The 13,730-nt window shown below is 41.9% G+C and carries 13 protein-coding genes; 1 reads left to right on the top strand and 12 read right to left on the bottom strand.

The window, feature by feature from the left end; translation table 11 throughout:
* Window positions 1-252: 252 nt before the first annotated feature.
* From E1160_RS11420 to E1160_RS11365, 12 genes are all read right to left on the bottom strand, one after another.
* Complete coding sequence (locus tag E1160_RS11420; protein WP_155155291.1) at window positions 253-1,251, bottom strand: endonuclease/exonuclease/phosphatase family protein; 999 nt, start codon at window positions 1,249-1,251, stop codon at window positions 253-255.
* A complete protein-coding gene (ugpC, locus tag E1160_RS11415) occupies window positions 1,248-2,312 on the bottom strand; it encodes a sn-glycerol-3-phosphate ABC transporter ATP-binding protein UgpC (RefSeq protein ID WP_155155290.1) in 1,065 nt (354 codons plus the stop codon). Before ugpC ends, E1160_RS11420 begins: the two co-directional genes overlap by 4 nt.
* A gap of 14 nt (window positions 2,313-2,326) precedes the next feature.
* Entirely contained in the window at window positions 2,327-3,238 is a 912-nt protein-coding gene (gene ugpE, locus E1160_RS11410) for a sn-glycerol-3-phosphate ABC transporter permease UgpE (RefSeq protein ID WP_155155289.1), read from the bottom strand.
* A gap of 10 nt (window positions 3,239-3,248) precedes the next feature.
* Window positions 3,249-4,130 carry an ABC transporter permease subunit gene (locus E1160_RS11405; RefSeq protein ID WP_155155288.1) on the bottom strand — a complete coding sequence of 294 codons (882 nt, stop codon included), beginning with the start codon at window positions 4,128-4,130 and terminating at the stop codon, window positions 3,249-3,251.
* A 78-nt stretch (window positions 4,131-4,208) separates the two neighbouring features.
* A complete protein-coding gene (locus tag E1160_RS11400; RefSeq protein WP_155155287.1) occupies window positions 4,209-5,516 on the bottom strand; it encodes an extracellular solute-binding protein in 1,308 nt (435 codons plus the stop codon).
* A 220-nt stretch (window positions 5,517-5,736) separates the two neighbouring features.
* Entirely contained in the window at window positions 5,737-6,738 is a 1,002-nt protein-coding gene (locus E1160_RS11395; RefSeq protein WP_155155286.1) for an Ldh family oxidoreductase, read from the bottom strand.
* Between the two features lie 16 nt (window positions 6,739-6,754).
* Complete coding sequence (locus tag E1160_RS11390; protein ID WP_155155285.1) at window positions 6,755-7,402, bottom strand: DUF3726 domain-containing protein; 648 nt, start codon at window positions 7,400-7,402, stop codon at window positions 6,755-6,757.
* Window positions 7,399-9,099 carry a hypothetical protein gene (locus tag E1160_RS11385; RefSeq protein WP_155155284.1) on the bottom strand — a complete coding sequence of 567 codons (1,701 nt, stop codon included), beginning with the start codon at window positions 9,097-9,099 and terminating at the stop codon, window positions 7,399-7,401. The genes E1160_RS11390 and E1160_RS11385 overlap by 4 nt, the downstream gene beginning before the upstream one ends.
* A gap of 3 nt (window positions 9,100-9,102) precedes the next feature.
* Complete coding sequence (locus E1160_RS11380) at window positions 9,103-10,095, bottom strand: membrane dipeptidase (RefSeq protein WP_155155283.1); 993 nt, start codon at window positions 10,093-10,095, stop codon at window positions 9,103-9,105.
* 18 nt (window positions 10,096-10,113) lie between these two features.
* A complete protein-coding gene (locus E1160_RS11375) occupies window positions 10,114-11,565 on the bottom strand; it encodes an aldehyde dehydrogenase family protein (protein WP_155155282.1) in 1,452 nt (483 codons plus the stop codon).
* 150 nt (window positions 11,566-11,715) lie between these two features.
* Window positions 11,716-12,591, bottom strand: a complete 876-nt coding sequence (locus E1160_RS11370; RefSeq protein WP_155155281.1) for a LysR family transcriptional regulator — start codon at window positions 12,589-12,591, stop codon at window positions 11,716-11,718.
* A gap of 330 nt (window positions 12,592-12,921) precedes the next feature.
* A complete protein-coding gene (locus E1160_RS11365) occupies window positions 12,922-13,443 on the bottom strand; it encodes a CBS domain-containing protein (RefSeq protein ID WP_155155280.1) in 522 nt (173 codons plus the stop codon).
* A gap of 85 nt (window positions 13,444-13,528) precedes the next feature.
* Here E1160_RS11365 and E1160_RS11360 point away from each other — a divergent pair, with 85 nt between their 5' ends.
* Entirely contained in the window at window positions 13,529-13,717 is a 189-nt protein-coding gene (locus E1160_RS11360) for a hypothetical protein (RefSeq protein ID WP_155155279.1), read from the top strand.
* The last annotated feature ends 13 nt before the right edge of the window (window positions 13,718-13,730 follow it).

Here is a 13,730-nt window from a genome sequence, read left to right as displayed (position 1 = left end):
TATTGAAATTCAATATTGATGATAATTTGTTCTTTTAACAAATATATCAATACAATTCACATTTTATGGAGTTTCATCAAAGAAATTAGGCGTTTTTGCAAAGACAAGTGTTATGAAAGGACTGTGCGTATGTGAAGATTCATGATCGACTACATTTTCAGCTTCCAGTGCAGGAAGAATATAGCCGCTGGTTATCAAGAAATGCTAAAATGAGCTTTAAATAGATAAATAGGGCCTTAAAGGCCCTATTTTTTATCTATGTATAGTTAACGAAATTGCTTTATGATCAGAGAGAGGCGTTTCATTATCAAAGGGTTCAACAATCTGTGGATTAGAAGCGGTCAGTTGTTTGATACAAAACCAATCCAGTTTCATTTGGCGTTCAGGATGTAACGTGATCAGGCTGGGGTTTGTGGTGAAGCCTTCAGCGTTATGCTCCCAATTATAACCTTTTATTTCTGCCTTTTGGAATAAGGTTTCTAATGTCCAATCAGCGTTAGGTAAGTGGTTGCCTGTGTTAAGATCACCTGCAATCAAAACAGGGATATTTTTGGCAAATGCCTCTACTTCCTTAATCAGAAACATCATCTGATCTTCGCGATGCTTTGTTGTGGCATTGCTTTCCAGATGGGTTGAGACAAAACAAGTATCTTGTCCATCCACTTCAATAATAGCCGCGATGGCAAGGCGCCCGCCAACTCGCGGCTGATTGGCATCCGTATTATTGTCCTGTGGGCAAAACCAATGACCATGGTCATCTAAACGAATAAGCTTGGCTTCTTTGATTGGGGCGGATGTGAGGATCGCATTTCCATGCCAGCCGAATTGATTATAGTCATCTTCACAAAAGGTAACTTCAATTTCGCTCCCTAAATCCATCTCAAAGAACTCAAGGCCATAAAGGTAATTCATCCCAAGCAACTCAGCTAATTTGGCCGTTGTATTCACCTGTTGCGTGCGGGCCATACCGCTATCCATTTCGGATAACAACATCACAGATGGATTGTGCTTTTCGATAAGCTCGGCGGCTTTCTCTGGAAAAAGGCAGCGTTCCAAATTCCAAGATAAAACCTTAAAGTCGTCAGAGAGAGGTTTGTTTGATTTATGCAAATCTCCCTCTAGTACTGCCATAGCCTCTATTTGTTGCATGAAGCCGCGATGCATTTCTTCTGTCCGCTCTGCACCTAAGATATCCATGCATATATTTTCAGGTACTTTTGGCAAAGAAGGCAGGATAGGCGTGTGCGTCATAGTTCGATTTTCCGACCTGTTTCATTGTCGAATTTATATAGCGCCTCAGCCGGAAAGCTTAAGTGGATATTATTGCTTTTAACTTCTGTTTCACTTGTATCAGACAAAATGAAACTTTGATCTGCAATTTTACCATGCATCAAACGGCTTGCACCTAATTCTTCGGTATAGTCGATGGTGAATGGTAAGCTGTTCTCAGACGCGTCATAAGTATATTGTACCTTTTCTGGGCGAATGCCGATCTGAATGTTATTGTGATCTTGTGAGCCGAATAATTTGTTCACAAGTTTGAGCTCATTTTTGTCATTCTTATGCGTTACAGGCTTTGCAAGATTGATCAGGTTCATTGGTGGGGATCCCATAAAGCTCGCTACGAATAAGCTTGCAGGATTGTTGTAAATCTCGCTTGGTGTTCCGACTTGTTCTACCACACCTCCATTTAATACAACGATCCGATCTGCCAAAGTCATGGCTTCAACCTGATCATGGGTGACATAAATTGATGTGACCCCTAAACGGCGCTGCAATTTCTTGATTTCAATACGCATCTGATTACGAAGTTTTGCGTCAAGATTGGAAAGGGGTTCATCAAATAGGAATAGAGATGGATTGCGAACAATTGCACGCCCCATGGCCACGCGTTGACGTTGACCACCAGATAGCTGACTTGGTTTACGATCCAAAAACTCTGAAAGATTTAGAATATCCGCCGCATCACGAACTTTTTGAGTGATCTCATCCTTTGTAACTCCACGGTTTTTTAATCCATATCCCATATTCTGGGCGACAGACATATGGGGATAAAGCGCGTAATTCTGGAAAACCATAGCGATATCGCGATCTGCAGGATCTACATGATTGACTTGGCGATCGCCAATATACAATTCCCCACCAGTGATATCTTCAAGGCCTGCAACCATGCGTAAGATAGTGGATTTGCCACAACCAGATGGACCGACCAGGACAATCAACTCTCCTTGGTTGATTTCAAGGTTTACAGGCTTAACAGCCTGCACGTTATTTCCATAAGTTTTTGTGATATTTTTTAATGTAACTTGCATGAGAATTCTTTCTTCTATTTCTCAGATTCCACAAGGCCCTTTACGAACCAGGACTGGAAGAAAACAACGATTAAGACAGGGGGTAAAACAGCAATCACAGCCAAGGCCATTGCTTGACCATGCTCAGGAATATTGTTGCCTTCTGCATAAGCCAGAATGATCTGGCGAATGCCACGGATGATGGTGAACATGGTCTCATCTGTGGTGATCAAGGCTGGCCATAGATATTGGTTCCACCCAAAAACAAACATGATGATGAAGATCGCTGCGACCATTGTTTTGGAAATAGGTACCAAGATATCAATTAAGAATTTAAACGGTCCCGCACCGTCAATTTTTGCGGCTTCTACCAATTCATCCGGTACCGACATAAAGAATTGTCGGAAATAGAAAGTACCAGTGGCGGAAGCAATCAAAGGTAAGATCAAACCTGTATAGGTATTGGATAAACCAAAACTGTGAACCACCTCATAGGAAGGTAAAATTCGAACTTCTAGCGGTAATAAAAGGGTTGTGAAGATGATCCAGAAAGCAAGCGTGGCAAATTTCAATCTAAAATAAACAATTGCGTAAGCTGCCAACACAGAAATCACAATCTTACCGACCGCAAAACCAATTCCGAGGATTAGGGAATTCATTAACATGGTGAGGCCATCTACAGTTTCCGTAAAGCCACCCTTTTCAAACATAGCGGCTCCATAATTTTCAGCAAACTGATCGCCGATGGAAAGCATCAATCCTTCTTTATGAATGGTTACATGGTCATGTGTGGATGTGGTGAAGGCCATAAGCACCGGCATCAACATGAAGAGTGAGCCAATAATCAAAATGGAATGATCTATGATACTGCTCAGTTTTAATTTTTTCGCTTTTGGTTTTTCTTTTGAAGACAGAATAACCGGATTTTCAGATGTCATATCAGTCATATGTCGTCTCCTAAGTATAGTGAATTCGTCGTTCTATCAGACGGAACTGGAAGACGGTCAGGATTAATACGAGTATCATCAACAAGACGGATTGTGCAGAAGACCCACCAAGATCGTTGCCGCGGAAACCATCTAGATAAACTTTGTAAACAAGGGTCATTGGATTATTCGCAGGGACCGCTTTGACCAACATGTCGATAATGCCAAATGTATCAAACAACGCATAAGTTATGTTGATGATAAGCAAGAAGAAGGCGGTTGGTGCAAGAAGCGGGAATGTAATTGTCCAGAAACGGCTGAAACCTGAATTATTATCAATTAAGGCTGCTTCATTGATTGATTTTGGAATACTTTGTAAGCCGGATAAGAAGAAGATGAAATTAACGGGTACTTGCTTCCATACAGCAACGACGACCATCGCAGTTGCTGTGTCATAGTAATCAACACCTAATTTAAAATCCCAACCAAAATCTGCAACAAAATAGGTAAATAAACCAAAGCTTTGGTCAAAATACATAACCCCTAAAAGGCCTGCCACCGGTGGCGCCACAGCATATACCCACATCAATAAGGTTTTATATGTGCTGCCGCCTCGAAGAACTTTGTCAGCTTTGTAAGCTAATAATAAGGAAATGGATAAAGAGAAAAAACTTACAAGAAATGTAAAAACGACCGTGAAGATCGCAGCTTTTCTATATTGATCGGAAAGTAATGTCTCAACATAGTTTCTTAGGCCTACGAAAGTAGAGCCAAAACCAAATGGATCTTCCAGATAAAAGGAAGATTGCATCGCTTGCACAGCGGGATAATAAAAGAAAATCGCAATGATCGAAAGTTGCGGCAATAAGAATAGGAGCGGCATCCAAGGATTAGAAAAATTGGCCCGTTTCATGGTTTAAACATCCAGTCCGAAAATAAGGTAAATGCCGACGGTATTGCTACCATCGGCATTTATCAGGTCTTTAAAAGCTTAGCTTGTTGTATCTGCGAAGCGGCTCAACAATTTGTTGGCTTCTTCTTCGATATTTTTGAAAGCTTCTTCAGCATCAGCTTCACCAGATAGGATACGACCATATTCACGGTTCATAACGTCACGAATTTGTACGTAGAAACCCATACGGTAACCTTTTGTCCATTCACCAGCAGGCAAAGACAATTGTTTGATACCTGTTTCAGCAGCTGGGAAACGGTCATAATGACCATCTTTTTTCGCCAATTCATAAGCAGCTTCTGTGATTGGCACATAACCTGTTGCTTTATGCCAGTCATATTGTGCAGTTGCAGATGTTAAATATTTGAAGAATTCAGCTGTTGCTTTGTTTTCTGCATCAGATTTACCGGACATTGCAAATAGAGCTGCACCACCGATGAATGTTTGCTTAGGAGATTTTGTTACTTTCTCCCAATATGGAAGCATCGCAGAAGAGAACGGGAATTCAGCAGTTTGCAACAAACCACCAAAAGAGCCAGAAGAACCTAACCACATTGCAACTTTGCCTTCTGCGAATGGTTTTTGGTTATCACCCCAGCTTGCGCCATAGAAACCAAAGATACCTTCATCTTTCCATTTTTTCAAAGCGGTGAAATGATCTTTGATTGCAGGATGGTTGACTTTGATTTCAACATTTGTGCTGTCATAACCGTTATTGTCAGACGCAAATTGTAGGTCGTGGCGAGAGAAGAAATTCTCTGTGAAAATCCACGGCAGGTGAGACTGGCTCAATGGCACATAACCAGCGGCTTTCAAAGCTGGGCCGGTTTTTGTTTCAAATTCTTCCCATGTTTTCGGTGCTGTAACACCAGCTTTTTTTAGTGCTTCTTCATTATAGTATAATACTGGTGTAGAAGAGTTAAATGGCATTCCGATCATTTTACCATTTGCGTCGGCATAGAAATAGCGGACGCCAGCAATATAATCATTGATATCGAAATTACCGCCATTTTCGTTCAACAAATCTTGAACAGGAAGGACTGCACCTTTTGCTGCGATTACTGTAGCTGCGCCTGCATCAAAAACTTGTAGGATATTTGGCTGTTCGCCTGCGCGGAAAGAGGCGATTCCTGCAGTTAATGTTTCTTCATAGCCACCTTTATAGACAGGTGTGATTTTGTAATCATTTTGTGATGCGTTAAAATCAGCGGCGATTTGGTTAACTGTTTCACCTAATTGACCACCCATTGCATGCCACCAAGTAATTTCGGTTTCGGCATATGCTGCTGCGCTTGCAACCGAGCCCCAAGCGATCGCTGCAGCTGCAGCTATATTTTTAAATTTCATTGTCGTAACTCCCGAGAGAAGAATCATTTTTGCATAAAAGATCGCTTCTTATAGGAGAGCTTCACGAAAACTTGGTGACAGATACGTGATGAATAGTTTCGTTTTTTATGACAATATTATGAAAAAGATCACCTTATGGTTTCGTATGGGTTTCGTTTTCATAAAACTGTAACACAAAATAATCCCCCAAACTTTTTAGTTTGAGGGATTGTTATAACGATTACGAATTGAAAGATTTGATTTTCTCGATCAGATCATCATTGACTTCAACGCCATCATCTTGATTTTCAATGCGATTGTTCTTGCGGCGTGATCCCGGAAGGCGTGCACCGTCTTGATCTGTTATAGCTCTACATAAATCTGTTACGCGTTCTGCGAACAACTCGCCGGAAAAATGTTGAGGCGAGATTGCGATAAAGAATTGTCCTGTCTTTGGTGGACCACCAGCCGTACCTGCAAATGGGCTTGCATCTTTACCCAAGAACGCACCGGATAATGCCGCGGCAAAAATCTCTACCATCAAACCATTGCCAAATCCTTTATATCCACCGCTTGGTGCCATACTGCCTTTTAATGCAGCATGTGGGTCTGTCGTTGGGTTTCCTTCTGCATCAAATGCCCAACCTTCTGGGATCGGCTTATCTTCACGGGCATGAAGATTAATTTCGCTTTTAGCAATGACACTTGCAGATTGATCAATGACAAAAGCTGCTTCCCCATCTTCCCCCGGAATGGCCAAGGAATACGGGTTGGTACCTATGACAGGTTTTTTTCCACCCACAGGTGCAATTGATGCTGGTGCGTTGGTAAAGCAAAGCGCCACAAGTCCTTCTTTTGCGAGCGTTTCAGCATGATAGGCTAAGACACCGCAATTATAAGAGTTATAGATTCCAAGAGCGGCAATACCGTTTTCTTTTGCCGCAGGAATCAGTTTTTCAAAACCCGCATCAATTGCAGGATGTGCGAAACCGCTATTAGCGTTTACATGGATAGACGAAGCTGCAGTCTGTTTGACCTCCGGTAATGCATTGCCAATGACTTTGCCACATCTCACATGTTCACAATAAATCGGGATATAAACCAATCCATGGCTACGAATACCATCGACTTCTGCGGCTGCGGCGGCACGCGCCATGGAACGCGCAGATGTCTCATTCGTACCCGCACCTAACAAAGCATCAAACGCCAATGATTCAATTTCTGTTGCAGTTAATTTTGCCATTATTTTTATCCGTTACTTAATCTGTATCTACCAAGCCTGCACCAGCACCGCTGAGACGAGATGCTTCCGTTGCTTCTACTAGGCTATTTTTGAAATGTTTTAGAATGCCATCCCATCCCGATTGGCTTACCAATATATTATGATGATCATTTAAGGAGGTATGTGTTTGACTTTTATTCAATTCAACCACTTGATCTGTGGAAATAGTTAAATCGCCGGTCTGTGGATTATTAATATCCTCTGAAGCAGAAAGTTTCACTAAAGTTCCTATCGGGCTAAGTGCTTTTATAAAAGCTTCAACTAAGGCTGGAGACTCTACGTTTTCAATTCTTATTGCCCGGTTTTTATCGCCATTTATGAGAGCTAATTGATCACTTGCAATGACACCTGCGTAAATCGCAGATGTTACAGAACCTGATTTGGCGGACAGCTTTATCTGGCCTTCCAATTCGCTTTTTTGTAACTCTGTGGATGATGGGCTGTCAAAAACGGTATCTAATGCTCTCGCCAGTGGACCTGTAGGGTCAATTCCTTGTTTCGCGAACCAAACAGCGGCTGTCGCTACATCTTCTGCAATACCATAGGAACATCCGGCCCCAAAGGCCGCGCGGCTTGTAAAGAACATCAATTCGCTTAATGAAACTGGACCAAATGTATCTGTCATGAGTTTACCTCCGGCTTAACTGGATAAGCCCATGAATCTGGATTCACATCCAAGATTTCATCCAAAAGAGGGGCGCCTTGATACATATTAATACGTGTCCAAAGACTTGATTTTGGGTCAAATTTATTGGCACCGAAGAAGGCAAGTTTGAAGCGCAATAAGTCGATTGGTCGTGTCTCATCACTGATCAAATTGTCATAGACTTCACCATAAGGATAATTGGCAACGGTTTGAATACGTCGAACCACATGGCGAAATTCATCATGTTCCATTAAAAAATCAGCAACGGTGATTTCTTGATTTAGATCTTTAATAGCTGCTTTTAAGGCGACTACATCACGCGCAATAGCCAAAGGCATTTCTAACTCTGCACCGGGTACTTCGGCACGACTGCCAAAACGTGGTTCTAACTTTTCTTCGGAATAATACCAGAACATGGCGTTATTACTGTCAGTCGCAAAATCTATATCATCAACCCAGGCATAATGTGTATGGAGGAAGTCCTGAATTTGAGACAAAGACATTGTCGGGTCAAAATCCTTACCTTGCGCTTCAAACATTTGATCTGCTAACTCATCGACCAAATCGCCATTACATTCGATGATCAAGCTTTCAATAAAAGAGAGCGCTTCGATGCAAAGATTGTTTGCTGCAAAAATATAGATGTCATTCCAATATTGATTGGATGCCGTGTCATTTCCATTTATCCAGTGATTAAAGGTATGAATATCGCTGCGTAACTTTAGGATATCTGAGGTTTGTGTTTGATCTTCCACATTCCATTGATCCAGATGTCTTAAAGCCACAGGCATAAGGGTTTGTAATTTGGATTTAGCAGCTGATGGATTAACAGACTGGTTGCGACAACGGCATAATGCCTCTTCTTTCAAGTTCACCCATTGATGCATCAATTTTGAATGTTTTAATAAAAACGGTGCCATGCCTAGGCCTGTTGAGTTACCAATTCCCAAGAAGCGTTTGATCGTATCATCCAGAGCAACAGCTGTATCAGGTGCTTGGGTTTTTGCAATATGGTCAATCAGGTCAATTGTAAAACTGCGAAATAGATAGACAGCCAACATCTCAGCATGAAAAGATGATTGAATCTCTGCACGCCCATCAGTGGCAGAACGATCAGCACAGCCAAATTTTCCACTGCCATAAACAGCCGTTGTACGCATCAAATATCCAACTGCAGCGACATCATCAATATTTGGTTGTTGTCCAGCTTTTAAACATTCCAACATCGTTGCAAACATACGTAGGCTTTTATTTGCCCGACCAAGTACAAGTTCTTTTTGACTAAATCGTCCAGCTTCCTGTTTTGGTGTATTTTGAGACAAACGTTCGATATCGTCGCCGGATGGAATCCCGTCAAACAGATTAAATGTCGCATCCCATGCCTCTGCGATGACACGGTCGGTACGTTTTTCAGGCGGTAAATCATGGGTGAAGACGACCAGTGAATAGGCTCTTTCACCAGTATGTGCTGTATAAACTGCGTGCCCAAAACCATCTGAGTTTATGTTAAATTCTCTACGTTCCAATTTCCATTTCTGGGTATGAATTTTACGGATCAGATTTCTCATGAAACTGAGGCGAGAAGAAAATGATGTGCCCATTTTCTTTAATGTTAAAATTTCGGCAGCCGGCCGTTTCCCTATTCTTTTTGACGCTTTTTGTTGTTCTGTCGCCATTTCTTAGCTTTCCTTGGCAGAAAATGATTTTTCAAAGAATGACAGCCAATTTTTACCCGCGATTTTTGCGATTTCTTCGTCGTTAAATCCAACGGTGGACAGGCCTTTTATTATATTTTTAAAGCCTCGGTTGTCTTGAAACCAATCCGGTTGATCAGGAAAACCTGCGGCAGATTTGCTGCCTTCACCATAATCCATTTCATTTGTCCATGTGCCATTTCGCATCCATTCTACCACACTATCGGGTTGGTTTTGGCATAAATCGCTACCAAACCCGATATGATCGACGCCAAATTTCTCAGCACTATCTGCAATCATCTGGCAGAAGCTTTCCAGACTGCAATTGGATTTATCTTTTAAATGATGGGGATACATGGAAAAACCAAGCATCCCGCCACTTTCTGATAAAGCACTAATCACGGTATTTGATTTATTGCGTAAAGCTTCAAACCAGAAGGATGGATTGGCATGGGTGATAGCGATAGGGCGTTCGGAAAGTTCAATGGCTTCTAGCGTTGATTGTTCCGCAGAATGGCTCATATCAACCACCAAACCCACACGGTTCATTTCACGAATAACTTGACGTCCCATGCGGGTAATGCCGGGGTCATTTGCCTCATAACAGCCAGTCGCAAGGAGGCTTTGGTTGTTATAGGAAAGTTGCATGAAACGTGCGCCAAGATCATGTAGAACTTTGACCAATCCAATATCATCTTCAATTGGGGAACAATTCTGAAAACCGAAGATAATCGCAGTCTTTCCTTCGGCTTTAGCACGTTTTACATCGGCTGCAGTTTTACCATGGATAATATAATCAGAATATTTCTGAAAATATTTGTTCCAAGTGATCATATTTTCAACGGTCTCAGCAAAATCTTCATGATAAGCGATGGTGATATGAACGGCAGAAACTTCGCCTTCACGCATTTGCTTAAAGATATCTTCGGACCAGTTATTATACTGTAACGCGTCAATGATCAGTGGTGTTTGTCCCATTTCCCACATCCCGTCTTTTTAGAATGGTGAACCAGAGAAAATGTAAGATGTTTTCACTTGTGTATAGAATTCTTCTGCGTATTTCCCTTGTTCACGGGACCCATAGCTAGAATTTTTCCGACCACCAAATGGAACATGATAATCAGTACCAGCTGTTGGCAGATTTACCATGACACATCCTGTTTCTGCATGGCGACGGAAATGGGTCGCCTTTGCCAAAGATTGAGTAATGATACCTGCTGTTAGGCCGTAATCTGTGTCATTGACTGTTGCCAATCCTTCCTCATAGCTGCCTACTTTGATCACACATGTTGCTGGGGCAAACATTTCTTCGCGATTCACGCGCATTTGATTGTTGCCGCCCAATAATAGGGCTGGGGACATATAGAAGCCGTCATGTTCAAGGCTTAAACGCTCACCACCATAGGCAATCTCACAACCTTCTTCTGCGGCTAGCTTCATATAATCAAGGTTGGCGTTTAATTGTGCTTCACTTGCAACAGGACCAAGCTGGGTGCCGTCTGCCAAAGCATGACCAACTTTAAATGCTTTTGTGGCGTCTAACATGCGTTCTACAAATTGATCATGAATGGACTCATGAACGATTAAGCGAGAAGAAGCTGTACATTTTTGACCCGTCCCGCCAAACGCACCGCCAGCAGCCGCTGGGATTGCAATATCCAAATCCGCATCATCCATAACCAGAAGGGCGTTTTTAGATCCAAGTTCCAATTGGAACTTGGTGAAATTTTCCGCGGAAGCACGGGCAATCGTTTTACCAACTTGATAGGAGCCTGTGAAAGAAATCGCATTGATTTCTGGATGTTCAATCAGGTTTTGACCAATTTCTGCACCAGATCCCATCACTAAGCTGAACAAGCCTTTCGGGATATCCTGACGAGAAATGATTTCAGTTAAGGCCCACGCACTTGCAGGGGTCAAGTTCGCAGGCTTCCAGATCACCGCATTGCCGTAAGCTAATGCCGGTGCGATTTTCCAACTGGCTGTTGCTGTTGGGAAGTTCCAAGGTGAAATAACACCTACAAGACCCATGGGTTCACGACGGATGTCTACTTCTACACCATCACGTACGGAATCTGCATTTTCACCGATTTGGCGTAAAACTTCCGCTGCGTAATAAGTAAAGAATTGGCCTGCGCGATAGACTTCACCAACGCCTTCTGCGCGTGGCTTACCTTCTTCACGTGCTAACAGTTCGCCAAGCTCTGCACTTCGCGCCATCATTTCTTCGCCGATTTTATTTAAGACAGTTTGGCGTTTTTCTAGGCTGGTTGCTTGCCATTCTTTTTGTGCTTGCTTTGCTACTTCAATTGTTTCTTGAAGTTGCGCTGCAGATGCTTGAGCGTATTGCCCAATCACATCAGAAATATCTGAAGGGTTAATGTTGTCAATTGCGTTGTTACTTGTTGCCCATTCACCTGCAATGAAGTTGCGATATATTTCTGACATTTTTATCTCTCAAAATTCGTATGAAAAGTTAAGTTTGATAAAAAGGTAGTTAGGAATTTAATTCAATGGAATAAAATTGTATTTACTTTCAATTTTATTGAAGTGAAATTTACACAACTCAAAAATAGAAATCAAAACACCAGTTTATGATTAAGTTTTAGATTGGGTTTGATTTTTAAAATGCGTCAGGAATAAATCCGAAACAGGCGTTGCTGGGCGTGTCGGATTTGTAATCAATCCAACGGGTCGGGTGTTTTCTGTCAAATTGACCTTGCAAATATCGATACCCGGAATGTCCATTGCCACTGAAAGACGGGGTAACACTGTCAAGCCAACTCCAGCAGCGACTAAAGCCAAAATAGAGGATGTATTATGCACATTCATGCGGGATGCATTATGAAATTCCTGCAACATTTCATCAGTTGATGTGGCAATAATTCCGTTGGTAATACAAGGAAATGAAAACAGGCTTCGAATATCTATGGAGTCATCGGGAATGTTGATGGGAAAGCTTTTAGGAAAGACGAGAACCAGTTCATCATCATAAATTGGATCAAATTCTACTTTTGGATTATTTGGGATGCCACCAATACCGAAATCCAATTTTCCTTGTTCGACCCAACGGGCGATTGTGGCAGTGTCCATATCCCATAACTCAATATCCACATGCGGATATTCTTTTTTAAACTCTTTTAGAGCTTTAGGCATTAGGGATGTTGCGACTGAGGGGATAGAAGCAACCTGTACTTGTCCAAGATGTCCCTTGGCAAAGGCTTGTACATTTAACAAAGCTTTTTCATATCCGCCTACTTGTATCAATGAAGTATCATAAAGATATTGCCCAAGTGGCGTTAACTGGTTTTTACGGTCGGTTTCAAATAAGGTACCGCCTACTTCTTCTTCCAGCAATTTTAAAGCCGTAGAAACTGCTGAAGCGGACCGCCCTACTTTTTCAGCAGCATCATGAATGTTACCAGCCTCTACGACAGCGATAAACATTTTCAAAACTGAGATCTTAATATTCATGCGGCAATTCCTGAAAAACTGAAATATAGTGTATTTTATTTCAGATTTATTGATGTGTCATTGGAAAATTTAATGCCAACCAGATTGAGTATATGATATTTATTCAAAGCTTTGTTGATGTTGATAGGCAGAGAAGAAAGTGTTTCCGCACTTAGATCTTCAGGAATACCTCAAGAATCGAGAGAGACAGTTTCTGCATTCAGTCCTTTGTTTGATGTGGATGAGGGTCACATGACCCTCTCCATCCAGAACTGACTATAAGAACCCGATTGATAGAATAAATTTCAATTTGGATAATCAGTAATTTGTCTTATCCAAAGGTAAAATGCGTTACCCAACAACAAGTTGTTTAAGCTGTAAGGCTTCATATTCCAGTTCAACCAAGCGGTAATTGACCACATCACCTATGGTAACAATGCCAAATAAACGGTTGTTTTCCACGACAGGCATATGGCGGAAGCGCCCTTCAGTCATGCGTGAAAGTACGGAAATAAGGCTTTCTTGACGGGTACAGGTTTCAACATTGCTGGTCATGACCTGTTCGGTTTTATGGGGAAGTGTTTTGCCCGGTGTCTGGGCGAGTTTACGTACAATATCGCGTTCAGAAAGAATACCCTTTAATTCACCATTGGCGTCTGTTACGACGAGGGCACCGATGTGTTTTTCACTTAAAAGTTCCACAGCCTGACCTAATGTATCTTCTGGTCGAATGGAAAAAACAGTATCGCCTTTCTTGGTCAATACGTCTTGAACGGTGGCTGTATCTTGGGCCAGATTACTTTCATTTGACTGGCTAACGGTCTTGTTCTTGTCTTTATCACCCCTTTTTGGTGCTTGAAAAGAGACAGGCATGTAGATCCTCCTCACTTGATTGTCACACTTACTATGCTTATGAGTATAAAGCCAAATTCACTTTTCAGGGAAGAGTTTCTTTAAGATGACAGTCACCCTTACATCTTTAAGCGCCACTATTATCTTTGTGATCGCCTGTCTTGCAGGCTTCCAATATCGACGTGTCTGGAAAGCAGAAGGTCCAAAATGGCAGCTCTGGCTTTTCGGTTTAATTGCCGCAGCGGGTTTATTGATTGTTGGTTTTACGCCTGTGGGGGCTCAGAGTCCAATCTAGTGTAGGCCTCTAT

It is taken from the genome of Curvivirga aplysinae, assembly GCF_009711445.1.
GTDB classification, from domain to species: Bacteria; Pseudomonadota; Alphaproteobacteria; order UBA8366; family Aestuariispiraceae; genus Curvivirga; species Curvivirga aplysinae.
This window is presented reverse-complemented; position numbering and strand designations above follow the sequence as displayed.